Origin of the sequence: Terrisporobacter mayombei (assembly GCF_020748465.1) — a bacterium.
GTDB classification, from domain to species: Bacteria; Bacillota; Clostridia; order Peptostreptococcales; family Peptostreptococcaceae; genus Terrisporobacter; species Terrisporobacter mayombei.
In genome coordinates, this window is sequence record NZ_JAHZMP010000005.1 from 152,112 (window position 1) to 177,181 (window position 25,070).

Consider the following 25,070-nt stretch of genomic DNA (forward strand, 5'->3'; position numbering starts at 1 on the left):
CTCAATATAATTGAGGTCTACTAATTTATTACTTCTTTAGTTTTTATATAATCTTGTTGAAAATACTCTTTTGTCAATTTTCTTACTTTAGGTAATAATATTATTAGTGCTAGAAGATTTGGTAATATTAACAGTCCAAGAGCACAATCTTGTATTGTCCATACCATATCTATACTTACTAGCGACCCTATTATTGTAAACATTGGGAATACATATTTAAAATTCAGTGCTATTTTTTCACCGAACACATAGTTTAATCCTACATAACCAAAGTACCATTGACTTATAAGTGATGTAAAAGAAAAAGATATGAGACTTATTGATACTATATAGCTTAATAATGGGTTGATTGTTCCAAATGCATTAATTACTAATACAGAAGGATCAGCTCCACTATCTAAAACACCTGTACACCCTATCACTAAACCTGTAATTGTGCAAATTATTATTGTATCTATAAATACTTCCGTAACACCAAAGATAGCCTGCTCTACTGGATGAGAAACGCTGGCAGTTGAATGGATTACTGGTGCTGATCCCTCCCCAGCCTCATTAGAATACAAACCTCTCGCTACACCAAATCTCATAGCTTCTTTCATAGTGTGACCTGCTATACCACCTATGCCAGCTTCTACTGAAAAAGCACTTTTAAAAATATCTACAAATACTACAGGTACTTGCTCTATATTGATTAGTATCAATATAACACCAGATAAAATATAAAATATTGCCATAAATGGTACAATTTTTTGAGTTACACTTGCTAGTCTTTTAAATCCTCCAGATACTATAATAAAAATTACTGTAAATAATATTGCTGCTGTAACTATGGGAGTCACATTAAATGAATTTTTCATTACTCCTGAAATAGCGTTTGACTGAATAAAGTTTCCACCTATTATTTGTATCGTCATAAGTATGGCAGTGATACTACCTAATACTGGTAACCTTAATCCTTTAGAGATATAGTACATAGGTCCTCCCACATACTCTCCTCTATGATTTTTCTCTCTATATAAAATACCTAAAATTATCTCTCCATATTTTGTTGCCATTCCTAAAAATGCAGCCACCCACATCCAAAATATTGCGCCTATTCCTCCTGAAACAAGTGCTGTGGAAACACCTATAATATTGCCACTTCCAACACAACTGGCAAGGGCTGCACACATTGCTTGAAATGGTGATATTGTAGTACTATTAGAGTTAGATTCTTTATTTTTTGACTTTTCTTTAATAGGTTTTAACAATGTTTCCCTCATTATATAGGGGAATTTTCTGAATTGTATAAACCCAGTTGCAAAGGAGTAAAGCACACCTACTGATAATAAAGTATATAAAAGCCAGTCTCCCCATAACATACTAGCAAGTTCTTTCATAAAATTTCCCATACTCTCCATATTTACCTCACCTAAAATATAATTTATTAACCTTATAGTTCATCTATAAATATAGGATTACTCCAAGCCTTTTTCCCATATTTATCAACACACTCTATTCTTATATAAGTTTCGTTACCTCTTAGTTTAAATTCTGCTTTTGTAACTCTATCTTCTTTTGGCTCTCCCCAGTATGAAAAACCTCCATTTATTGCATTTCCTGACATGAAGTGTACATGATTTACCGGTGAGCATTCCACATAAGCTACTCCATCTTTTATACCAAAATCATATATTTCTGGCCCTGATGAAGAGTAGTAATTTCCTTCTAATAATGCATTTATTATATTATCATGCTCTAAAGATTCAGCCTTAACCATTATCCATCCACCACAAGAATCTGGTAAAAAATCTTCATTGTGGTTATCATCTGATGCGAATCCAAAGACTCTGTTTCCTTTTCTTAACATAGTATCCCAATGAGTTGTATCATAACCTGTATTGCTTTCAAGAACTGTTCCATGATTGTATATCTCAAGAGCAAATATTCCTCTAGTATTTATAAAGTCTTCTTGGTCCACTCTTGACCATAATGGATGATTATAAGTAGCTATACAACCTTTTGATTCCATTAAATCAGCTATATCTTGAGCTGTTTTAGCCCCTTCCCATGATGCATGATCCAATGTTTCCATATGTTTAAACAAGTTATCCTTTGCTTTTTCTTGCATTTCACTTGTTCCTAATATTCCATGTAAATGATGTATTTTTTTTCTTTCATTGTTTTCGTCATATAAAACACTAGAACATTCTATACCTGGTAATAATATAAATTCTTCGCTATTTAACTCATCTCTAAAATCTGTATATCTATCATGCTCACTTAAGCACATGAATGAATATCCATTCTTTTTATATAGTTCTACTGCTTCTTTAGGTTCTAATCTTCCATCTGACACTGTAGTATGACTGTGTAAATTTCCTTTGTACCACTTACCATCTGTTTTGAATCCTCTGATATTTATACTTTCCATAATTATTTCTCCTTCTATGCATTTCTATTATAATATAAAGCACTATTTGTTGTATAATAAAAATTTCGTATTAATTGAGCATAAACCTGTGAAAAAATTCACAGGTCATGTTAAAGCAAATTTATTTAAATTATTATTATTAGGCTTGTTGTTTCTTTTTAATTACGTGTACTAAGTAAGAACTTATGAAGAATCCTACTACTGAGAACGCTATCATTGTCATAAATACCATTTTGTATCCTGCAATCCCTGGAGTTTTGTCTAACATACTTCCGTATAATGTGTATGCAAATGTTGATGGGAAATATCCTACTAAAGATCCTATTGACATTGCTGCACCACTTATTTCTATTGGAACTTTTATTTCATCCATTGGAGCAAAGAATACTGCTCTCATTGTGAATATTATAGCTCCGAATCCTAATGTTAATGTCATACCTACATATATATTCATATTTTCATGAGGTAACATTACTATTACAGTCATTGCAACTGCTGCTACAACAAATGCTGCTCTTATATATTTAGCAGTAGATTTAGTAACCTTATCAGCTAAGAATCCACCAACTGGCCCACCAATCATTTTTAATCCATATTGGTTGATTATTCCGTAAGCTCCAACTAAAGCTGCTGGCATTGCATATATATCATTTAAGAATGGTATAAAGTATGTAAGTCCACAGTAAACACAATATACTGAGAATATTGTGAATGCAACTACCCATATTTCTTTCATTTTTACTGCTTGCATCATACCTTGGAATGCTGCAGCATTTTTACCTATTTTTTCACCAGAATCATCAGTTTCTCTTATCTCATCATGTGGTACTAAGAAGAATGATATTATTCCAACTACTATAACAACACCTGAGAAGAATAATATACCACCTTTAAGTCCAGCAGCGCTTGATCCCATAGCACTAAATATTGCTAGAGCTGAGAATGCTACTATAGTATCAACTACTCCACGTCCAGCTTCTAAGAAACCAAATATTCTTCCTTGTTCTTCTTCTGTAGCAGTAAGTCTAACTGCTTTTAAAAGAACTGGCCAATAAACAACTTCACCAAATATAGCAAGTATAGCAAATGCTGCTAAGAATCCTGCATATGTAGGGAATGTAGATAAATAAATACCTGTTAAACCTACTCCTACTAGTGAGAACGATATCATATACTTTTTAGAAAATCTGTCTGATAAATAAATAGAAAATATTAATCCTACTGTTTGTACCATTCCATACACTGATAAGGCCATACCTATTTGTGTATGAGTTAGCCCCATATATTGTTGCATAGGAACATAAAATGCATCCTTTAAAGAACTAAGTTTAAATATAGTTCCTGCACCTAACACTAATATGGCAAATGTGAACCATCTGTTAGCTGCATACTTTCCTGTTTGTATACCTTTTGTGTTTGTTTCCATTATAAACCTCCAATTAAATTGTAAATCGTTTTCAAGTGTGACTTAACTTGCCATTCCTTGTTATATTTTTAATTATACTTGTGTTTTTTTGGCATTGCAAGGTTTTTTTTGTTATTTATTGCGTTTTTTTGTATTTAACTTTTCGAAAATTGTTTTTTATTGTATTTGCCATTAAATATTTGCAATAATAATACATATATCCTATAATATTATATACATATGCAACATAATGCAATTGGAGGTGAAATATATAATAGCAGAACAAAGATATTCCATCATATTAGAAAAATTGAGAACTGATGGAATTGTAAAAACAACGGATTTAAAAAAGCTCCTAAGTGCTTCTTCAGAAACTATTAGAAAAGATCTTAAGTATCTAGAAGAAGTTGATAAATTGGAAAGAGTCCATGGAGGGGCAATTATTAAGAACAAAAATCAAACCTCTAGTGATATAAGCGAAGACAAGTATATTTCTTTCAATGTAAGACAGTGCCAAAATCCAGAAATGAAACACTCTATAGCACTTTCTGCTGCAGAGTTAATAAAAGAAGGTCAATCTGTAGGCCTTGACTCTGGAACTACTTCATTTGAATTAGCAAAAGTGTTAAAGCAAAAATTCAACAATCTTACAATTGTAACTAACTCTTTAGTAAATGCCCATGAGCTAGTTGACAAAAAGGGCTTTACTGTAATTGCAACAGGTGGTGTACTTACACCAGACGAAAACTCATTTGTTTCTGATTTTGCCACTTTAATACTAGATAAGGTGAACCTTGATATAATGTTTTTAACAGCTTGTGGTGTATCTTTAGATAATGGCATTACAGACCAAAGAATGGCAGAAGTTATGATTCACAACAAAATGATGAATTGCTCAAAGAAGGTTGTTGTCTTATCAGATAGCACTAAATTTAATGAAGTCTCTCTTTATAAGGTGTGTCCATTGGATGTGGTTGAATGTATAGTTACAGATTCACATATTGATGATGAATTAGTAGATAAATTTAGCAAAGAAGGACATAATATTATAGTTTCAAATTAATATTTATTCTTAATCATAAAAGTGCTTACAAATTATATTTCATTTGAAAGCACTTTTTTAATTACTGTTATTTTATTAGTTTATATTCTTTTAGCAAATCTATTCTTATGTTGCCTACTTCAATAGTTTCCTTTGCAGTGACTCCCATATTGAACAAGCTGCCTCTTTCTTTTGAATAAGTAAAAATTCTGCTTCCCCATGCAACTGGCAGTAATATTGGATATTTTTCTAAGTATTTGTATCTTCCTTTCAAATTTTCTGCTTTTGGGAAGATTGCTGCTATGTTGGACTTAATTTTTGATTTCGATTCTTTATTTAGAGCATCCAGAGACATATTTGCTGAATTTAATCTTGCTTGTGTGCTTGATCCATATATTCCACCCTCCATTATGTCTTCTATAAGATCTTCTGTATTTATGTAGTATTCATTTTTATCTTTTAGATATACTATTTTATTTCCTTTTAATCCCAGATAATCTATAGCTATTTGGAGTAAATTTACTAATAAGGTGTCGTAGTCTAGAATAGTTATTTCTTTCCATATGTATTCCCAGTTGATGTTTTCATGGTATTTGTTTATATATATGGATATGTCACAAATTTGCCTTATTCCTGTTCCGCAGGAAACAAAATGTTTGATTGCATGGCAGATGATGTATAGAAAATGCTTGTCTATGGAAAAAGTGTGTACGTCTATGTTGTTGATGTTTATAGCATCTGAGTCTTCAAATACTGTGGAGAATATTTGCTCCATTTTTTTGTAAACACCTGACTTTCCACCAAACAAAATAGTATGTAGTTCTAGATGAAGACCTGTTTTATGACAAAAATAATGATACACATCTTCCTCTGGTTCTTGAGATAAAACTCTCTCTAAACCCCTTGCTTGCAATATTTCTTCTGCTTTTTTTAAGTCTGTTTTTTTTATTAATAAATCCTCATCTCCAGATCTTCTCTCATCTGGGATTGGATATAGCTCTCTTAGTATAATTCCTTTAAACACAAGAATTTCAAGCCCTGCTTTGTTGAACTCCTTGTATAGTTGTAAAAATCTATCACTTCTTTGAATTTGACTGTAGACAATTTGCATAGATGTGGTTTTGGAGTGTTTGATTAAGTTTTGGTCTTGTTCTTTGAAGGATTCTGTTTTATATGCTGATTCGTATATTAGTGGCTCTACTTTATGTATAGATGCTAGTCTAAATATTTCTATCCAGTTTGGTGATGATAGGGCTGTTGTGTTTTGACTTTGTAAACTTGATTTTAGTAGTTGTAAAAAATCTTCGTATATTTTTCTCATATTTCTCCCTCTTATAAGGGTGTAACATTTTGATACACCCTTCATGTTTCTATATTTTGTTTTATTTATCTTGATAGTGGATTTTAGGTTTTAGAAATTTTTTATCAGTTGTTCTACTTCTTTATGATCTATCTCACTGACAGTACTTTTGTCTATTTTGTAAACTCTATCACATAAATTCAGCACGCTAGGTCGGTGAGTTGTAACTATACAAGTTCTTGCATAGCCCATATCCATTATGTTTCTAAGTACTACTCTCTCTGTGTACACATCCAAAGCTGAGGTTGCTTCGTCTAAAATTAATACAGGACTTTTTCTAAGAAGTGCTCTGGCTATGGATAGTCTTTGAGCTTGTCCTTCTGAGAATACCATGCCCTTTTCTCCCACCGGACTGTTTATTCCCTCTGGTAATTGTTTTACAAAGTCAAAGGCACAGGCTGTTTCTAGTGCGTTTATAATCTCTTCATCTTTGGCATCTTCTTTTACCATTCTCATATTGTCTGCTATTGTTCCTGAAAATATGGCATTTCCCTGTGGTACATAGGCAAAAAATCTTCTACTGTCTGCTGAAATATTACACTCTATTCCATTAATATCTCTTAAAACAGCTTTTCCTTTTTTAATATTTATAAGTGCAAGTAAAATCCTTACCATAGTAGTTTTTCCCTCTCCTGAAGGTCCAACTAAAGCAACAATTTCCCCAGGATTCGCTACTATGCTAGCATTTTCAAATACTACTTTATTTTCATCATAATTAAACATTACATTATCCAGCTCAACAGTCAGTCCTTGATCTTTTGTATTGTTATAAATATGCTGAATTTTTTCATCATCTAATAATTCCTCATTGGGAAGTTTGAAAAAATCCATAAGCCTTCCTGCTGAAGTTGTGGCTGAGATGGCTGAAGGAACCATTCCCACCAAGGCATTAAAAGAGCCTGATAAAGTTCCTGATAATTGTAAAAATAAAGTCATAGTTCCATAAGTAATGTGTCCCGTCCACAAACGATAGACTCCCCATCCAAAACATGAGTAAGAAACTAGCATTCCCACCAATGACATAAATGATGAAGTTGCTATGGAAAATTTATTGTAATCTAGTGATACTTCTTTGTACTTGTTCTGCATGTTGATTAACTTATTGTTGAAATGTCCTATTAGATCAAAGGCTTTTATTGACTGTATATTTTGAAAAGATTCCTCGTTAAATGCCATAACTTCACTTGATACTTCTCTTGATTTTTTGTTAAAGTAGCGCATCTTTGTCATTAATAATTTTGATACTATCATCATTATAGGTGTACTGATAAGGGCCAAAATTGCCATGGTTGGGTCATAGTAAAGTATGATTGCTAGGGCTCCTATGAATTGTACTGTTTTTGTGATTAGACTAGGTATCCATCCTACAACACTGCCTGATACAGTGCTTACATCTCCATTTAATCTGTTTAGTATATCCCCACTGTGGAAATTTGTCATGGACAGCCAATCGCTTCTCATGACTTTGTCGTAAGCTTCTTGGCGTATTTCGTTGTTTACTTTTATGCTTATCTTTGTGGAAATTCTTGAAGTGATGGCATTTATAATAATTCCTCCAACTCCCATACCTACTATTCCACCAATAATCCACCCCAGGTTATTTTTGTCTACTCCTGTTACTGCATCTATTAGGTATTTGGAAAGTACGCTACCTGCTAGTCCCATTACTGTGGAGAGGATTCCTAGGATTAGGTAGAAGAATACGGCAAATTTGTATCGGTTTATGTACTGCCACATCCATTTTGCTTCCTTCCACATTTCTTGGAGCAGACCTTCTTTGATTTTTTGTATTACTTTTTTCATGAAATTCATTTATTTCTCCCCTGTTAAAAGATTCACTTCTCAAATATGGCCAATGAGCTCCCTTCGTTTCAACCTAAGGCAACCACATTGCTTAAAATTTACCCCTTTATATGATAATTGTTGTTTTATTTAGACATTTATGTCAATATTTTTCTTTTTAATTTACTTGAATTTGAGTAAATTTTTAGCATAGTTCCTCTTAATGGTAGAAGCTTCATCCATATATAGAATATTGACTTCCAGTATTTTGAGTTGCAGTCTATTTCTTTGTTTTTTCTTATTATTTTAATCACAACACCTATTATTTCATCCTTTTTAACATATCCATCGAAGTGAAGATTTCCGTCACCTATAGTTAAATACCCTTCTTGTGATATGCTGTAAATTCTATGCAATATGTAGTTATTGTATTTATTTTTAAATAGTATGATATCTCCTACTTTTAAGTTAGAGAAGTCTTTTTTATCTAATACTACTTGGTCTCTGTTATCCCCTATGAAAGGCAACATGCTTCTTCCCTTTACAGTAAAAATTGCTTGCCTATCCATGGCAAGCAATTCTTCTATTATAGGGAATAGGTCATGAGTAGAAACTTTTCTTGTAGTTTTTTCCATAACATCCCCTCCATTTTTAATTAAAGTTTGTCTATTTCTTTTTTTAGTAACTCTACTGCTTCTATGTCCGGTGTACATTTTAGTTTGTATACTGGTATTTCATTTACCATATCTTCTAGATAGTCCATGGCTTTACTTAAGAGATTTTTTTCCCATGTTGGCGCTGTGATGTTTGGTATCATGTGATTAAATGCTTGTAATATATTTAATTTTTCCACTGAGTTTTCTTTTGCTTGTTCTAGTACTACTATTGCACTTATTTCTACATCACGATTTATATATTCTCCAGATGTTCCACACCATGGCATCCCAAAGCCTGTCCACTTACCATATATCTTACGACATAAGGCCCTATCACCATTTATTATAAGTGCTCTTTCTTTATCTCTCCACATTCTTGCATGTGTAGTTTTACCTATTCCTGACGGTGCAGAAATTATTATTCCTTTATCATTATATTCCATAAGTACACTATGTAATACAATTCCACCATAGTTTATTACAGAATAAAAAAATATTCGTCCTAGATACTCAAATAGAAATTTATCATCTATATTTTTACTGCTATATATCAAGTTTATTTTATCCCAAGATGGATTAATTTTATATTTGAGTAAACAGTTTTTATTTAAATCATCTTGTCTCCATATAAAATCATTATTTTCATCTTGAAACACATTATAATTATGAAATACTTTTCGTGCATCATAAATTTTATTTTTATCTAATATATCATGACTCAATGTGTATTGTTTTAAATCAAAGTAAAACTTTATATTATCTATATTTTTTTCTTTTTTAAACGAATCTAATTTCCATGGAAAAGAATAATAATTTTCTTTCTCTTCATAATAATTAGATTCTATAGTCCATTTGCCAATCTCTATTGTACTCGTTTCATTCATTTTAAGTTGTACTCCAGTCAGGTCCAGGACCTACTTCACTAAATCCATTTCCATTCCATGGATTACCATTTGCACCTCCTGCGTTTATTAATTGATTATAAACTTCTTGTTGAGTTATATTAACATTGTGATACTTTACAATAGTTATATCTGCAACTGAATCAAGTTTACATGCATCAGCCCCAGCAACAGTAAATTCTACCCATCCTGCATTTTTAACATCAAAATACATTACTCTATTTGTTCCATGATTACCCCAGCATGTCTTAGCTATAGACTCTGCTGGCTGTATTTTTTCAAAAGCTATTTTTGGACATTCATATTTTTTCCCCATATTTATACCCCCAAATTATTTATTCTTCATTAAAGAATTTAACTACTTCCTTTGTACAATTACATATATAATTAGGTATTTCTCCAAATTTACCTGTTTCTGTGTACATAGATATATGACATATAGAACACCTATTTCTATATTTGCAATTAATACATTCACTATTCATATTTGGTAACTCTACATGAATTGGATACTGGTTCCATGCATCTATGAAACTATTATCAAACGGCTCTGAGTAAAATTTATCAAACAACTGACAGCCTACCAATTTTCCATTCCAGGTAATACTATATGAGCTAATCCCTGCATTACATCCAAATAATGTAAATCTTTTATTATTATGATAATTTAATATCTTCTTCGTTTCAAATTTAACTTTTTCCATATCAAAGTTTTGACTTCCTACAGTATCCTTTATTATTTTCATACTTCGCCTTAGCATCAGATTAGCATTATCTTTTGGATTCAATCTGCATAATTCAGCTTGTGAATTTCCTCCCCTAACAGACTTCATTACCGTTTTGGTAATTATTAATTTCTTATCCTCTCCAAATTTGTCATGTATAAGATTTTCTATGTGATCAATATCTCTGTAATTATCTTTTATAATAGTTGTTCTAAACTCAAGTTTAGACGGCAGATTATTCAGTAATTCGATTCCTTTAATAGCTTTATTAAAAGCATTTCCATTACCACATACTTTTTTATAAGTTTCAAAAGATGCACCATATAATGTAACACCAATTTTATGAGGCGGATATTTTCTTAAAGTATCCATTATCTTATCACTTACCAAAGTTGCATTAGTAAATAACTCAATAATAAATCCTTGCTTATAAATACCCTCATAAATCTCACAAAAATCTGGTCTAAGCATTGGCTCACCACCAGTAATCAGTAAATTCATAGTCCCTGCATCAGCCACCTGTCTGGCCATATCAATCCAATCTTCAGCAGTCTTCTCCTTAGCCATAATCTCAGGATTCTCACTATCATCATGTATAAACAAACACATCTTACACTTCAAATTACATCTAACAGTCAACTCAAAAGTACCATTAATAGGATTTCTAGGAGGCATTTCTTTTAAAACTTCCATCTTAAACACCTTCTAATGCATTATTTTCTTCTAATATTTTTATAAAATCTTCCACATCATTAACTGCCAATTCTTCCCCTATGTCATACTCACTTTTTAATTTATTTACTAAATCCTTCTTAGAAATCTCCTCCTGCAACTCTCTCCATAAAAATGCTGCAGATTCATTTAGCCTTATTACCCCATTAAAATCAGCAATGTTATTTCCAATAGGAACTACTATATCTTCTCCTGCAATTTTTCTAAGTATAAAACCCTCTTTAATCTTCATACTATCCCCCTAATTTTCTGCTATTTATTTCATCATACATTACCACAGTGAATACAAAATAATCCTGCCTACTATATTCTACATATTTTTTTATAATCCTTTTTATAAAATATTTTCAAATAAATATATTATTATAGTAGCATAATCTAACAAAAATATGATTACAATATGAATATATTTTGTGGTTATTTACTACATAAGAATAAGCCAAAATTTTATTCTGGCTTGTTTTTATCATATTTATATAAACTGTCTAATTCTATCTCTTCAATCTTCTCTTCACCACATCCGTAACGATCCTAATCTCGTCAACCTTAAATAATATAACAAGAGCACCATACACAGCAGTAGCCAAAATAACAGCTATCATCAGCACAATAAACTCTGTTTTTCCTCCAGTATTAGCAAATAGCATCATATAATGATAAGAATAATAAGCTACAGCACCCATAATCAAAGATGCCACAAGACTTTTCACTGTAGCCTTAGCAATCTTATCTTGCCCATAGTATCCTATCTTCTTTCTCAAACTTCTAAACAACAACATAATACAAGCTAAGGAAGACAAGCTTGTCGCCAAAGTAAGGCCTGCCAGTCCCCAAAACTGAATAAACACAACGTCCATAACCATATTAACTCCCATGGCAATTACACCATTAACCATTGGTGTTTTTGTATCTTGCAAAGAATAAAAAATCTTACCAAGGACGTCTCTCAGACCATAAGCCACCATTCCTACAGAATACATAGCCAATGCCATTGCTGTTAAAGAAGTCCCCCTTGCATCAAATGCTCCTCTTTCAAAAAGCACCCTAACTATGGGAAGTGACAAAACTATAGTTCCCACAGTAATAGGTAAAACAAGTATTATAACGCAGTTTATACTTTTTATAACAGAGGCAGTAAATCTCTCCTTGTTATTCTCATTGGACAACTGTGATAAAATAGGATAAATCACAGATGAAATTGATGTTATAAATATGGCTATAACAAATGATATAAGTTTATTTGAATAATTTAGTGCAGAAACTGTCCCTGCTGGTAATGTAGATGCCAAAGTTCTGTCTACCAAAGTATTCACCTGATTTACTGCCACACCGATTAACACAGGAGCAATAAGCCAAGCCATCTTTTTAATATATTTATCTTTTATCTTAATAATTGGTACATATCTATATCCAGCCTTAACAGCATAAGGTACTTGAATAAAAAACTCACTCACCATTCCCAGCAAAGTTCCCCAAATCATTATATAAGGACCATACTTTATACTAAGTAAAGTTGCCACAATAATAATTACATTCTTTGGTACACTACTAAGTCCTGGCGTAATAAAATCATTTTTTATTTGTAAATAAGAAGTCATTACATAACTAAGGCCAGTAAAGACAATTCCAAGAATAGTTATTCTAGTAAAATTAATAGCTACCTGCAGCGCCTCTCCTTCATATCCCATAGCAAATACATCTACAATTTCTTCTGTAAATATAAATCCAAGAATAGAAAGAACTATACATCCTATTACAACTAAGTTAAACACATTATTTACAAATTTAAGAGAACCTTCTTCTCCTTCGTCTCTATGTACTTCCATATACATTGGTATAAGCACTGTTGCTAAAGTACTTCCGATTATTGCAAAAATAACCTGAGGTATATTCATGGCTGTTACATAGGCATCACTATATATGCTTGTTCCATACCCAGCAGCAAGAACTAATTCTCTACCAAATCCCAATATTTTTGCTATTATAGTTGCCACCATTAGTCCAAAAGTGGCTCTTGCTAATTTGCTCATTGTTTTGCTCCTTTGTATTTTTTTCACATATAACATTATAGTATTTTTTGTTAGATTTTAATACGATATTCTAACATTTTTTTCTATATGTTAATGATTTTTAATAATTTTAGTTTTTATTATGATTTTTGGTGTCCTAGGGACCTTTCCTTTGGTATTACTTTATTAGAGGTTGGTCGCCAAGATTTTTCTTGCCGCCCTTTTTATTTTAACGGCCAATTTTTCTGCTAAAAAATAATATTTCATAAGTCCAAAACACTTATACAAGTTATAAAGGACATCAAAACATGTAAAAATAAATTAGTAAATTCTTATTAATTTTGGACATATATAACCTCTTATTCCACTTCTTTTGGTAAAGGTTGCACCATAAAACGCCATAACACTTTTCAATCATTTATCACTTCTTTGAAACATGCAAATTTCTTTTGCCATGTCTGCATTTAGCATATAGTTCTTAAAATCTTGCATTCCCCTTAGGTTCGGTATTTTTGCATTACTATTTCGTAGTCTTCCTTTTCCTCAAATCCGTACTCTATCATTCTTAGGATCCATATTTTAAAAGGTGTTTTAATTTGAAGAAAGTCGTGTAATTCTCTTCCACTTACTATTACTTCTCCACTTTCATTAACAATGTAGGGTATTAATTGCTTTTCCATTTTTGTTACCCCCTTTGAGATTATTGATAATATTTAATTTTTTACATAAAAAATGAGCTTATTTATAAGCCCTAATAATTGTTTTACTTTTTAGATATATGCAAATTTACTACCTCTGGTGGATTATTAAATCTAGGTAGTTTTTGTTTCCCTGATCCTAATCCACTAGTCATAAGAATTTTTATTTTGTTTAAATCAAAGAGCCCTTTGTCATACTTTGGGAACCACCCTTGATCTCCTCCGTAGAGTCCCCCGATAAAAGGCAGTACTACTTGTCCACCATGGTTGTGACCACTTATTACTAGGTCAATATCCCATACTTTTGATGTATTTCCAAATATAAAACTGTCTGGTCTGTGTGCCATCATGATTTTATAACTATCTGTGTCTTGGAATTCAGTTAGAAAATCATAGACACCATCTTCCATAGTATCTTTATCAACATCATTGTTATCATTTAATCCAAAAGCATAGGCATACATTCCACCTATTCTTATATTATTTCCATTTATATTTATATCCTTGTACTCATAATCAAGTACTGTTACTCCTATATTCTCTAGTTCTTTTACTAAATCAGAAGTTCCTGCTTCTATGTAATCTATGTCTGTATTTCCCAGTGAATAAAATACTTTATTGTCTTTAGATAGCTGTTTCATAAGGTTTGTTACTATTTTGCTGTCTTTTGAATCTGAGTTCACCGCATCACCCACAACAAGTATGATATCTGGTGATAGTGAGTTTATTTGATTTATTAAGTCTTTGTTGTTGTCTCCTAGCTGATTGTCGTGAAGGTCTGATATTATGACTACATTCACTGAGTTGTTGATTTGATTTGTTATTATACTGTAATTAGTTATTGTTAATTTATTATATGATATGTGTACTTCGTATACACCAATTAAGCACATTGCCCCCATAAATAATAAAGCGAGGACTATTCTTTTTTGTTTTTTAATCATATCATCCTCCTCACTTATTATTACATTATGTTAACTTATTTTTATTTGAATCTCGATCCCTATAGGATTTACAATAGTTTTGTCAAAAACAAACTTTTTTCTATTTAAAATAAGCCAATAAAATTGAAACCTACAGTTAAATATCCTTCATTCTATAATACTGAACTATATAAGTATGACAAGGATAAGAATGTAAATTAGAATTATATACTTTCATAACAAAATTCAAATATCATGTTACTTTTGAAAGCAATAATGGAAAATGTAATCCTACTATTAAACAGCTATCTTCTGCTTTTATATACTATATATAATCTGAAAAGAAAATATTTGCTATAAATAGATTTAGCATAATACAGTAATTAAAACTATTAACTTATATCATTTACTTAATAACTTAACTTCTACTTAAATTTGTGTATTAATTATGCATATCATGAAAAATTAAATTGAGGTTTGTCATATATTAATTGAATAAATATCCTAAGAAGCTTATAATTACTTTAGAAAATAGTAATTTACAAATAAAGTTAAATCTTACTTTGAGCTATATAATATTATTTTTGTAATTGATTTAATTTCAAACATAAATTTTTTAATAAATATAAATAATTTACTATTAGGATTATCTTCAGTTAGCTCATAAATAAAATCCGTGAAATTATTGTCTTTATAATTATCCATAAACAAATCTCTTTTTTTATTATAGATACATGATTTAATCGCACAAGGATTAAATACTATTGACTTTTCAATATGTACATTTTCATATACAACATCATTTTTTATTTTATCAAACAAGAACTTTCCTTTATCTGAGTTTATAAATATTAATGATGTTCCTTTATTATCATCTAAGTTAGGCAATATGCCCTCAACTCCCCAAAAATCTGCAAGTGTTATATCACTTTGTCTATTAAGCGTCTTATAAGCACATTCATAGCAAGATGGTCTTAAGTACAAATTTTTTATAAATCCTTTTATATAAGCGTTTTCATTTCCAACCTCTTCATAACTCCGTCCTCCTATAAATTCTAATTTTAAGGAGTATTTCTTCCATCCTGTGGATTTATCTCTAAAATTTATCTTCTTAATATTTCTATCTTTAGAAATTAAATTTTTATAATGCTGCCATACATATTGAGAAGGAACTCCATGGCATATTATATCTTGACAGATTAAATTACAATAATCTTTTTTTAAATAGGATTTAAGTCCGCCTATTTGACACGGTGTCCCAGTAAATAAAACCATTTTATCTTCTTTTAACAACTGCTTTACCTGTTTGTATGTATCTCCTATTTTACTTTGTACATATTTAGCCCCTCTAAATTTTTCTATTCCTAATATATCATCTGCGCTGTTATGTCTTACATTATAGTTTTCATCAAATTCTGCACCAAATACTATTCCTCCAGAGTTAATCACATGTTCGGCAATCAGCGTAAAAATGCCACCAGATGTACTTTGACTTCTTATCTCCTCATTTTTATTGTGACATCCATAAGCTAACGGATTATTATCTACCTTTTCTTGATGGATAATTGGACATATTTTCTCGCATAAATTACATCCAATACATTTTTTAGTATTAATATTAGGATATAAAAATCCTTCTACATCATGCTCCATAGTAATACACTCTTTTGGGCAAACATTGTAACAGGCATGACAACCTGTACAATCTTCCTTCTTAATTATCTCTATCATTATTTGCCCCCTAATCTACGCTTGTAATTTTGACTTTATTTTTAAATAAAGATCCAATAAATAATTGCTTTTCATACTCATTCATTGACAATTTATAAATAGATATTAAAAATACAATTATATAAATAATACCCATGACTAAAAATCTACCTATGCTATTAATTCCTATAAATGTCATTATGACTCCGATAGTTGCAGGTATTATTAATCCTGGTATAAAAGTAACTATATTCTTCCAAAAATATATAACATCTAAGCCTATTTTTGTATGGTAATACCAATTCATCAGAATTCCATTTCCTAAAATCATAGTCACACTAGTCCCGATAGCGCATCCTACAACTCCATAATATTTACAAAGAGGAATACTCATTAATAAATTTCCTATGGCTATTAAAAAATACAATATAGACCTAAATTTATGCATATTTTTAGCTTTTTGGATTTCTATACCTAAATTTTGAATTAAAGGTACAGTTACTGTAAACATAAGTAAGAGCGCTACTGGATAAGATAGCTCGTATCCTGCTCCAGCAAATATCTCTTCTATAAAATATTTTCCAAAGAAAACAAATCCGCTCAATATAAAAGATAAAATTATAAATTGTATTCTCCCTACTTTAGTAAATATCTCAGTTAAAATTCTGCTATCATTGCTTTCGTTAACCATCCTATTTATTTTAGGTATAAATACATTAGAAACTGAAGTCGAAAAACTCATATAGTATGTATTAAATTGAGAACCTATTCCATATATAGCTACAGCGCCAGTTCCCTTATACATACCTAATAAAAATCTATCTACATTCCAATTTATTTGATCAACAATCATATTTAAAAATATATATGAAGAGAAAATTGATATCTCTTTCATAAGCTCAAAATCAAACCTTCCAAAAGTGAACTTCATTCCTATCTTTTTAAAACAGTACCATATATTTAATCCAGAGTTCACTAATCCAAGTACAGTTGTTACCACTACCATACCTACAGATTTATATCCCATAAGAAGTACTGGTAACATTATAAATGGATTTATTACTGTATTAATCGATCCTATAATCTTTTGAAAGAAAAATTTTTCATTAGCAGTTATATTTGATATAAAAACACTCATAGGGAACGATATTGCTAAATTAAATACCATAAATGACATAAGTATTCTAGATTTATAAATTTCATCTGATGAAAGTCCGTTTTTAAAAATCATATCTACATTCTTAATAAGTACCATTCCTGCTAATAGTGCAACTACTGCTATTATAGAATATACAATTAGAAAAGTTCCATTCAGTCTACTTATACTAGTGTCATCTTTTTGGGCTTTATATTTAGAATAATATCTAATATATGCACTTCCAAAACCGAAACTTAGAAGTCCTAAATACGATATCGCTGAAGATGATAAATTATATAACCCATATTCATTTTGACCTAACAATCTAAGCATTATCGGTGTATATATTATAGATATTATATTACCAAGAATCAATTGAACATATGATAGTATAGCACCTACTTTTAACTCATTCGCCTTCACACTACTCACCTAACAGTTTTTCTAGCTCTGTTCTCCCTTGTAAAGCTCTTTCTTTATAACTCGGTATAAAATTGTTTAGATGATTCCTAATTTCATATTCATTCGTTTTCATCCACTCAAATATATTTATCAAATCATCTTTATCCGATAATGTTTGAACTGGCAATACATAATTTTCATATGTTCCAAATATATCTTTAGCTATACCTTTAGCTTTCACAGAGTATCCAATTGCTAATGTTGGTACACATGTAGAGTAAGCCGCAATAGTTGAGTGAGTTCTAGCCCCTATAAACATTCTACATCTTGATATAAATCCTTTTAACTCCATACAGTTATAATCACCTAACATAATAACTCTATTTGTATCTTTAAATTTATCATATAATGCTTTAAGTGGTTTTCTATCATCATTTTGTTGCCAAACTACATGGGGTATTAATGCAATTTGTATATCAGTCGTGTCAATTATATGTTGTATCAAATTCTCATAATTTTTCATAGCTGAACCATCTGATGTTTCGTAGCTCATTATCATAGGGCTCATGTTTATTCCTATAGTATTATTTACTTCAAACCCTTTAGGCAATGGGAGTTCTATTTTTTCTAGCTGAAATGCTGGATCAGGTATTAATTTTGTGCTTTTATTTACTTTTTTAACAGCTTCATATGATATACTTTCCCTTGTAGTTATAAGTGAATATTTTGCTAAATCCTCCTCCATTTTTTCGTCTATAAACTTAGGCTCAACAGAACATCCCCATAAAACTGTTTTTGTGCCATTTTTGTTAAAGCTTTTATTTAAGGTTTTATATACTTCATAACTATCATAACAGTAATTATCTCCACCAATAGATATTGCCAAATCATTTGAGCTATATTTACTAAATAAATGATCAAATGGTATCTTTTCAGCATAGCTACCATCTTTAAATAATTTTATTTTTAAAGATGCGATTATTCTTTTTATATTGAATCTAGGATAATCTATTCTTTGACTTCCTAAATTAACAACTTCATCTAATCCATATAACTTGTCTTCTTCTTTATTAAGAGAATATACCATCATGTTCTCTCTTCCTATTATCTTTTGTGTTCCTCTTACTATAGCCTCACATCCATGGTTTCCGCTTCCTCCATGAGAATATAAAAAACAATTTTTCATAACTTTCTCCCCTATTTATGTCAGATTTTATTTATAATTTCTTCTATATTTAAAACAACACTTTTATATGTATAATTTTTCAATACATTTAAATCTTTATTACTTAGTTTATTATATAATTTATTATTATCTAATAGGCATCTTACCCCATCTACTAATCCTTCTACATCTGAATTTACTAAAATTCCGTTCTCTTTATTTTTAATAAACTCTGAAGGCCCTATTGATTTTGCAACTACTAATGGCTTGTCCAAACACATAGCCTCTAAAACTGTTATCGACATCGACTCTATATAAGATGGATGAACATAAATATCTGCATTTTTTAAATAGGAATAAGGATTTTTCTTACTTCCTAACAAGTAAACTTTATCCTCTAAATTACTTGCCAATATTTCATGCTTAATTTTTTCATACTCTAAACCATCACCAATTAAAAACCACTTAACTTTATAACCTAAATCAATCAGTTTTTTACAAGCAAATACACAATTAATCATACCTTTCTCTGAAGATAATCTACCTATACTTACAATATTTATATCATCTTTCTCATATAAATTATCGTCAATTTTCTCCAGTGATTTATTGCATATATTATTGAAATCTATTATATTAGGGATAACTACAATCTTATTTTCTGGAACGTTAACATTATCTAATATCATTTTTTTGCACCCTTCAGATACTGATACAATATGATTAAAGTTTTTATAAACATTTTCAATTTCTTTAGTCTGTTTTTCATTGTAGTCATAACTCCCATGATGCCACCATGTTATTTTATTTTTTGCACTTACAACATAAGCTACGAAATCTGTACATATTCCCATTCTATATGCAATGGCACAATCATATTTGCCTAAACTTTTGAATAAAGGCTTCAGTAATTTCTTCACCTTTGCCCCAAAAACTCTTTCTAAGTAGAATATACTCCTAATAAGCACATATTTTCCTTCTCTATTTTTAAAATTATTAAAAATACATTTGAAAAATGATCCATATGTCTTTGTCAGATTATAAAATATTAAATTTACATCCTCTGGAATCTCATCTATGTAATCTCCTAAATCTTCAAATAAGATTAGGTCTACTTCATATTTATGATAGTCAATATATTTGAGTAAATCCACAAGTGACCTCTCAACTCCACCCACATTTAAATGACCATTTACAAATAATAATCTCTTTTTTATATAGATCCCTCCCATACGGTTACTTTCTACTCATATAAAGTATAAGAGCCGATATAAAAACCTTATTTTTGTAACAGTAGGTAATCAATTGTTGTTTTTTACTTAAGTTCAAGCTCTTTATGTCTATATTATTAAACATTTCTCTGACTTCTTTAGTATTTAATATCTTTAATATATCTTTTTTTTTAACAGATAGTTTTTTATTAGAACTATATATATTTCCAATTGAGTTATATATGAAAAACAATAGACAATTATATATCTGCATAGAAAAATCAAAGTCTTTTTTATCTTCGAAGAATAATCTTATCTCTACATAAAGACTAGTAAAGTTGTCCCATTTTTTTTCATAGTATGTATTAGTTGTGGATGTTGGATTATTGATGTAATTGTAATAGCATTCATTTTTTAAATAATAAAAACTGTTTGCATAGTACATAGCTTTGCTGCCAAATAATAAATCTTCTGAAAACTTAATTCCTTCTTTATATTTTAGTTTATTAGTTTTTATAATATTTGCCTTTATAAGCATCACCCAGTTAGATATGGTCGGAGGATAATTTATAGAATCTTGCATAAGTAATTTATCAAAATATTCCTTATATAGTTGCTCTTTATCATAAAATCCACCTCTTATATCATGTGTAAATACGTATTTTTCATCACTAATAACTTTATAACAATCGCACATAATTACATCACATTCATGTTCATTTGATTTCTGCATCATATTAAAATACATATTCTCATCAATATAATCATCACTATCTACAAATGCCATAAAATCTCCATTAGCCACTTCAATACCTATATTTCTAGCTGTAGAAACTCCTCCATTTTCTTTATTAATTACTTTTATTCTTTTATCTTTTTCAGCATATTTTTTACATATCTCTAAACTATTATCTTTAGATCCATCATCCACTAGTATAATCTCTAAATTTCTATATTTTTGATTAATTATACTTTGAATACATTTATCTAAATACTTTTCTGCATTATAAACCGGTACTACAACACTTATCAATGCATTCATTCTCTATCTTAACTCCTATTTTTTAAACTTCTTAATTTATTCATATTGTTCTTTCCTATTATAGGAATAATAATTTTCTTTACTGCTTTTTTTACTTTAGTAGTCCAAGGTAGCCAACTTACCAAGAACAAATGCTCACAGTAAGTTTTTTCTGTATTTTTACTAATACAATCTCCATAATCGTAAGGTGAAAAATATTCTTGAGGATATATACTTATATCATCAATCTGTTGGTATTGGTTATTTATATTTAACCCTCTATTTACTAATATATCGGTTAGTCTTTGCACATTTGTAGTTAAATCCAATGAGTTATCATCATTATAAAATTTAAGGTCTTCATACCTATCGATAAATTCTTTTATCAAATCATGTTCTGGAGTAGATGCAATAAAACTAGTCGCTATATAATTTTCTTCCTCAAATCCTAAAATACACTTATTATCAAGTATGTTATTGAAAGATTTATAAACCATTACATCAGTGTCCATATATATTCCACCATATTGATACAAAGCATTAATTCTAGCATAGTCACTTACATATGCAAATTTTTTATTTTCGTATGCTTGTTTAACATAATCATTACAATTTACATCAAAATTACTCTCATTCCATTCCATAAATTCATAATCACTCAAGTATTTATGCCAACTATTTATGCATTTTTGAATCTTGGATGGCTTTTGTTTACCTCCAAACCAACAATAATGTATTATTTTAGGTATATTTTGACCATCCATATCTATTCCTCCAATAATGCATAAATCTTTTCTAATTCTTGCTTATTTGTATAATCAGTTATCTTCGTGTTCTCAATTAATCTTCGTTGTAGCTCTTTATCTTTTATCAATCGATAAATTCTTTCTGCACACTGTTCATTGTTCATTGGAACTATAATTCCATCAACCCCATCAATAAGCTGACTTTTAGATGTTTCAAATTTAGTTATAACAACTGGCTTATTCAGTATCTGAGCTTCTCTTACTGCTACCGCCTTTCCTTCATATCTTGAAGGTTGCACATATATATCACATGCTTTTATATATGGGTATGGATTTTCTTTTTTACCTAATAAGATTACATTCTCTTGCATGTTTTCCTTCTCTATTTCACTTCTTATAAAAGCTTCATCTGTCCCATACCCTATGATATACCATTTTACCCTAATACCTTTTTGTAAAATAGATTTACACATCTTTGGTACATTATCAAAGTTTTTAGCATCAGTAAATCTACCTATTGATAATAATTTTATTCCATCTTCACTTTTTATAAAATTGTTATCATCTATTTCTTGTTTTGATTGGGAAACAAGAAATTTTTCAGCTAAAATATTCTCTATTACCATAGTTTTATTCTTTAATATTGGGTATATATTCAAAAATTGCTTTTCACAAGTATCACAAACATTTACTATATAATCAATTTTCGAATATGTATCTAAATCAAACTTCTTACTCGGTACTAACTTACTATAATCAGTATGAATCCATGCTATTTTTTTCTTGGCATTCACCTTCTGACTAAGTACGTCTGCAATACCCAGGAAATTTATAGCTAAATCATACTCCTTATCTATTTCGGGTAATAATGGAACTATCCTATTTGATATAAACTGCATTGAACTCCATACATTACTTTCATTTCCTGCCTTTATATTTTTTCTAACATCAAGTTTAGCTTTTAATCTAGCAATACCATATTTAAAGTTTTTACTAAATAAGATATCTTTTATAGGCCTGTCAAATGTTGTGTATTCATCTATTTTAGGTAATAATTTAACTTTATCGGGAATTAAACTCATGAATTCACCTTCATGTCTATTTAAAAATAAATCTACATTATATTTTGTGTAATCAATAGAATCCAATAATCCTATTAAACTTCTCTCTGCTCCTCCAATAAACATCGATGGCATAATTATTAGTATGTCTTTCTTCATTAGTTTTTCTCCCTTATTTTATCAATAACTATATTATTCTTATCTAAAATAACGATAGAGTTATCAGGTATTTCTTGATTAATTACACATCCTGCTCCTATAACACACCTCTTACCTATCTTCGTATTTTTAAGCAATATTACGTTTGCACCAATCCATGAACTTTCACCTATAAATATTTCTCCATAAGAGTGGTTTGTAGTAAAAACGCCTTCTTCTTTTGAAAATTTATGGTTATTATCAATTATTTTCACATCAGGCCCAAATTGACAATTTTCTTCTATATGTATTTTTCTTTGACAACTTATAAATGAACCTCTATTAAAATACACTCTGTCACCTATATATAAATCTCCATTCTTACCTATAAAAATATCTCCATATTCATTTATACAGGTGTTATATCCTAAACATAGTTTTCCACCATTTATTACTCTGACACTTGTTTTTAAGCTAATGCTCTGTATTGATTTAAATTCTATATTTTTTCTTATCTTTTTTATATTAAACCTTATATAATTTAAAATCACTGTGATATAAGTTCTTAACAAATTCATCCCTACTTTTCATATATTTATTAAGCATTTATAATCATATTCCGTTTCTAATTATTTATTTTTTAATTACTCAATAAAACCTAATATATAATACTAAAATCATTACTAATTTTAACGAATAATCATTTTAGTAATTTAAATTTAATATTATACTATTGTAATCCATGCCACCCCATGCAATACACATCTGATAATAGAAGAATCCAAAGTAACAAACTATCATTGTATAATATATAAGATTCTTTTCTCTTTCCTCAAATATGTTTTGTAAAAGCCAAGGCAGAAGTATTAAATTATACATAGAAAAATATATTGGAAGTCTGCCAAGAAGTATCCCACTTTTAGCAATTTTAGATATTATATAAAGTCCACTTGCAATTAATGACATATTTATACTCAATTTAATAACGGGTGTTAATTTATCTTTTATCTTATCTCTATATATAAATGCAATAATTATAGGTACTGATTCCACCAATATTCTAATTAAGCTTGTTCCATCATCAGTATTTTTAAATTCATTAACTGATGTAGCATAATCTGTAGTTTCAACCACATCTGTAAGTAGATTCGTAAATTTATCTGCAAATACCATTGCCAATACAATAACTACAATAAATATCATCGTTCTCTGGTTCCACGGTTCTCCTTTAGCTATAAAGTACATGGGTATTAAAATCAATGCAGATGTATGGATGGTAGATAGTATACATACAACTACTATATATAAAATAGTTTTATTTCTAAGAATCAATCCAGTACAGGCAAATATAACAGATGCCACCATAAATTGTCTCATACCATTAAACATCCATATAAACTGGCAAGATGCCATAAATAAAAATGCGCTAACACCAAAATTACATGAATATTTATAAAGCGGTACCATTACACATATTCCACTTATAATTGCAATTATCCAAAGCCAAACACCGTAATTATCAGATATATATGTCTTTATTAATATTGAAAATAATCTAAATCCGGGCTCTCTAGCGCTACTATCTAAAAGAACATCACGAGCCTCTGAAAATAATGGATATTCATTAAACATTTTAATATATGCAGTTGTATCAGCCACATGACTTCTCATACCTGCAAAAAATATAATCACAGAAAAAGTAACTAGCGCCATAAATAAATTAGTTCTTGCTTCATATCTTTCTTCACCTACATGAACATACTCAGCTTTCATTTGAGACATAATCCCAAATATTATTACCCATGCTAACATAAACCAATATATTTTCATC

General features: G+C 29.8%; 23 protein-coding genes. 1 reads left to right on the plus strand and 22 read right to left on the minus strand.

All coding sequences use genetic code 11. The features are described 5' to 3' along the window. Positions 1-20: 20 nt before the first annotated feature. From K0039_RS15700 to K0039_RS15710, 3 genes are all read right to left on the minus strand, one after another. Positions 21-1,400 carry an alanine/glycine:cation symporter family protein gene (locus K0039_RS15700; RefSeq protein WP_228106018.1) on the minus strand — a complete coding sequence of 460 codons (1,380 nt, stop codon included), beginning with the start codon at positions 1,398-1,400 and terminating at the stop codon, positions 21-23. 32 nt (positions 1,401-1,432) lie between these two features. After that, positions 1,433-2,413 (minus strand): PHP domain-containing protein, encoded by a 981-nt coding sequence (locus tag K0039_RS15705; RefSeq protein ID WP_228106019.1) that lies wholly within the window; start codon positions 2,411-2,413, stop codon positions 1,433-1,435. 139 nt (positions 2,414-2,552) lie between these two features. Beyond that, the gene (locus K0039_RS15710) at positions 2,553-3,839 is read right to left on the minus strand and encodes an MFS transporter (protein WP_228106020.1); all 1,287 of its coding nucleotides are present in this window, start codon (positions 3,837-3,839) and stop codon (positions 2,553-2,555) included. A gap of 241 nt (positions 3,840-4,080) precedes the next feature. Here K0039_RS15710 and K0039_RS15715 point away from each other — a divergent pair, with 241 nt between their 5' ends. Further along, positions 4,081-4,881: a DeoR/GlpR family DNA-binding transcription regulator gene (locus tag K0039_RS15715; protein WP_228106021.1), complete on the plus strand. Its 801-nt coding sequence runs from the start codon at positions 4,081-4,083 to the stop codon at positions 4,879-4,881. A gap of 67 nt (positions 4,882-4,948) precedes the next feature. On the opposite strand, the gene K0039_RS15720 is transcribed toward K0039_RS15715, so the two are convergent. The 19 genes from K0039_RS15720 to K0039_RS15810 all read right to left on the minus strand — a co-directional run bounded on the left by K0039_RS15720 (position 4,949) and on the right by K0039_RS15810 (position 25,069). After that, positions 4,949-6,181, minus strand: coding sequence for a nucleotidyltransferase domain-containing protein (locus tag K0039_RS15720; protein ID WP_228106022.1), 1,233 nt, complete (start codon positions 6,179-6,181; stop codon positions 4,949-4,951). 90 nt (positions 6,182-6,271) lie between these two features. Further along, positions 6,272-8,032, minus strand: coding sequence for an ABC transporter ATP-binding protein (locus tag K0039_RS15725; RefSeq protein ID WP_228106023.1), 1,761 nt, complete (start codon positions 8,030-8,032; stop codon positions 6,272-6,274). 128 nt (positions 8,033-8,160) lie between these two features. Continuing rightward, on the minus strand, positions 8,161-8,637 hold the full coding sequence (locus K0039_RS15730; protein ID WP_228106024.1) for a signal peptidase I: 477 nt from the start codon (positions 8,635-8,637) through the stop codon (positions 8,161-8,163). 20 nt (positions 8,638-8,657) lie between these two features. Beyond that, positions 8,658-9,542 (minus strand): hypothetical protein, encoded by an 885-nt coding sequence (locus K0039_RS15735; protein ID WP_228106025.1) that lies wholly within the window; start codon positions 9,540-9,542, stop codon positions 8,658-8,660. Position 9,543: 1 nt separating this feature from the next. Then, the gene (locus K0039_RS15740; RefSeq protein WP_228106026.1) at positions 9,544-9,876 is read right to left on the minus strand and encodes a hypothetical protein; all 333 of its coding nucleotides are present in this window, start codon (positions 9,874-9,876) and stop codon (positions 9,544-9,546) included. A gap of 19 nt (positions 9,877-9,895) precedes the next feature. After that, positions 9,896-10,978 carry a radical SAM protein gene (locus K0039_RS15745; RefSeq protein ID WP_228106027.1) on the minus strand — a complete coding sequence of 361 codons (1,083 nt, stop codon included), beginning with the start codon at positions 10,976-10,978 and terminating at the stop codon, positions 9,896-9,898. Between the two features lies 1 nt (position 10,979). Continuing rightward, entirely contained in the window at positions 10,980-11,249 is a 270-nt protein-coding gene (locus tag K0039_RS15750; protein WP_228106028.1) for a PqqD family protein, read from the minus strand. A 259-nt stretch (positions 11,250-11,508) separates the two neighbouring features. Further along, positions 11,509-13,047: a murein biosynthesis integral membrane protein MurJ gene (gene murJ / locus K0039_RS15755; RefSeq protein WP_228106029.1), complete on the minus strand. Its 1,539-nt coding sequence runs from the start codon at positions 13,045-13,047 to the stop codon at positions 11,509-11,511. Between the two features lie 476 nt (positions 13,048-13,523). Next, positions 13,524-13,706, minus strand: a complete 183-nt coding sequence (locus tag K0039_RS15760; RefSeq protein WP_265589509.1) for an antA/AntB antirepressor family protein — start codon at positions 13,704-13,706, stop codon at positions 13,524-13,526. Positions 13,707-13,789: 83 nt separating this feature from the next. Continuing rightward, positions 13,790-14,668: a metallophosphoesterase gene (locus tag K0039_RS15765; protein WP_228106030.1), complete on the minus strand. Its 879-nt coding sequence runs from the start codon at positions 14,666-14,668 to the stop codon at positions 13,790-13,792. A 537-nt stretch (positions 14,669-15,205) separates the two neighbouring features. Further along, positions 15,206-16,378, minus strand: coding sequence for a Coenzyme F420 hydrogenase/dehydrogenase, beta subunit C-terminal domain (locus tag K0039_RS15770; RefSeq protein ID WP_228106031.1), 1,173 nt, complete (start codon positions 16,376-16,378; stop codon positions 15,206-15,208). A 10-nt stretch (positions 16,379-16,388) separates the two neighbouring features. Continuing rightward, a complete protein-coding gene (locus tag K0039_RS15775) occupies positions 16,389-17,918 on the minus strand; it encodes a lipopolysaccharide biosynthesis protein (RefSeq protein ID WP_228106032.1) in 1,530 nt (509 codons plus the stop codon). 1 nt (position 17,919) lies between these two features. Then, a complete protein-coding gene (locus K0039_RS15780; RefSeq protein WP_228106033.1) occupies positions 17,920-19,083 on the minus strand; it encodes a polysaccharide pyruvyl transferase family protein in 1,164 nt (387 codons plus the stop codon). A 20-nt stretch (positions 19,084-19,103) separates the two neighbouring features. After that, entirely contained in the window at positions 19,104-20,294 is a 1,191-nt protein-coding gene (locus tag K0039_RS15785) for a glycosyltransferase (protein ID WP_228106034.1), read from the minus strand. Between the two features lie 4 nt (positions 20,295-20,298). Then, complete coding sequence (locus K0039_RS15790; protein ID WP_228106035.1) at positions 20,299-21,315, minus strand: glycosyltransferase family 2 protein; 1,017 nt, start codon at positions 21,313-21,315, stop codon at positions 20,299-20,301. An 8-nt stretch (positions 21,316-21,323) separates the two neighbouring features. Further along, entirely contained in the window at positions 21,324-22,058 is a 735-nt protein-coding gene (locus K0039_RS15795) for a glycosyltransferase family 32 protein (protein ID WP_228106036.1), read from the minus strand. A gap of 2 nt (positions 22,059-22,060) precedes the next feature. Then, positions 22,061-23,260: a glycosyltransferase gene (locus tag K0039_RS15800; protein WP_228106037.1), complete on the minus strand. Its 1,200-nt coding sequence runs from the start codon at positions 23,258-23,260 to the stop codon at positions 22,061-22,063. Beyond that, positions 23,260-23,811: an acyltransferase gene (locus K0039_RS15805; protein ID WP_228106038.1), complete on the minus strand. Its 552-nt coding sequence runs from the start codon at positions 23,809-23,811 to the stop codon at positions 23,260-23,262. The genes K0039_RS15800 and K0039_RS15805 overlap by 1 nt, the downstream gene beginning before the upstream one ends. Positions 23,812-23,944: 133 nt before the next feature. Then, positions 23,945-25,069, minus strand: a complete 1,125-nt coding sequence (locus K0039_RS15810; protein WP_228106039.1) for an EpsG family protein — start codon at positions 25,067-25,069, stop codon at positions 23,945-23,947. Between the last annotated feature and the right edge of the window lies 1 nt (position 25,070).

Excerpts from the sequence above, each read along its gene's own strand:
- K0039_RS15700 (WP_228106018.1), bottom strand. The coding sequence starts at position 1,400 with ATGGAGAGTATGGGAAATTTTATGAAAGAACTTGCTAGTATGTTATGG.
- K0039_RS15800 (WP_228106037.1), bottom strand. The coding sequence starts at position 23,260 with ATGAAGAAAGACATACTAATAATTATGCCATCGATGTTTATTGGAGGA.
- K0039_RS15710 (WP_228106020.1), bottom strand. The coding sequence starts at position 3,839 with ATGGAAACAAACACAAAAGGTATACAAACAGGAAAGTATGCAGCTAAC.
- murJ (WP_228106029.1), bottom strand. The coding sequence starts at position 13,047 with ATGAGCAAATTAGCAAGAGCCACTTTTGGACTAATGGTGGCAACTATA.
- K0039_RS15735 (WP_228106025.1), bottom strand. The coding sequence starts at position 9,542 with ATGAATGAAACGAGTACAATAGAGATTGGCAAATGGACTATAGAATCT.
- K0039_RS15725 (WP_228106023.1), bottom strand. The coding sequence starts at position 8,032 with ATGAATTTCATGAAAAAAGTAATACAAAAAATCAAAGAAGGTCTGCTC.
- K0039_RS15810 (WP_228106039.1), bottom strand. The coding sequence starts at position 25,069 with ATGAAAATATATTGGTTTATGTTAGCATGGGTAATAATATTTGGGATT.
- K0039_RS15745 (WP_228106027.1), bottom strand. The coding sequence starts at position 10,978 with ATGGAAGTTTTAAAAGAAATGCCTCCTAGAAATCCTATTAATGGTACT.
- K0039_RS15770 (WP_228106031.1), bottom strand. The coding sequence starts at position 16,378 with ATGATAGAGATAATTAAGAAGGAAGATTGTACAGGTTGTCATGCCTGT.
- K0039_RS15795 (WP_228106036.1), bottom strand. The coding sequence starts at position 22,058 with ATGGATGGTCAAAATATACCTAAAATAATACATTATTGTTGGTTTGGA.
- K0039_RS15785 (WP_228106034.1), bottom strand. The coding sequence starts at position 20,294 with ATGGGAGGGATCTATATAAAAAAGAGATTATTATTTGTAAATGGTCAT.
- K0039_RS15790 (WP_228106035.1), bottom strand. The coding sequence starts at position 21,315 with ATGAATGCATTGATAAGTGTTGTAGTACCGGTTTATAATGCAGAAAAG.
- K0039_RS15705 (WP_228106019.1), bottom strand. The coding sequence starts at position 2,413 with ATGGAAAGTATAAATATCAGAGGATTCAAAACAGATGGTAAGTGGTAC.
- K0039_RS15765 (WP_228106030.1), bottom strand. The coding sequence starts at position 14,668 with ATGATTAAAAAACAAAAAAGAATAGTCCTCGCTTTATTATTTATGGGG.
- K0039_RS15780 (WP_228106033.1), bottom strand. The coding sequence starts at position 19,083 with ATGAAAAATTGTTTTTTATATTCTCATGGAGGAAGCGGAAACCATGGA.
- K0039_RS15730 (WP_228106024.1), bottom strand. The coding sequence starts at position 8,637 with ATGGAAAAAACTACAAGAAAAGTTTCTACTCATGACCTATTCCCTATA.
- K0039_RS15750 (WP_228106028.1), bottom strand. The coding sequence starts at position 11,249 with ATGAAGATTAAAGAGGGTTTTATACTTAGAAAAATTGCAGGAGAAGAT.
- K0039_RS15740 (WP_228106026.1), bottom strand. The coding sequence starts at position 9,876 with ATGGGGAAAAAATATGAATGTCCAAAAATAGCTTTTGAAAAAATACAG.
- K0039_RS15760 (WP_265589509.1), bottom strand. The coding sequence starts at position 13,706 with ATGGAAAAGCAATTAATACCCTACATTGTTAATGAAAGTGGAGAAGTA.
- K0039_RS15720 (WP_228106022.1), bottom strand. The coding sequence starts at position 6,181 with ATGAGAAAAATATACGAAGATTTTTTACAACTACTAAAATCAAGTTTA.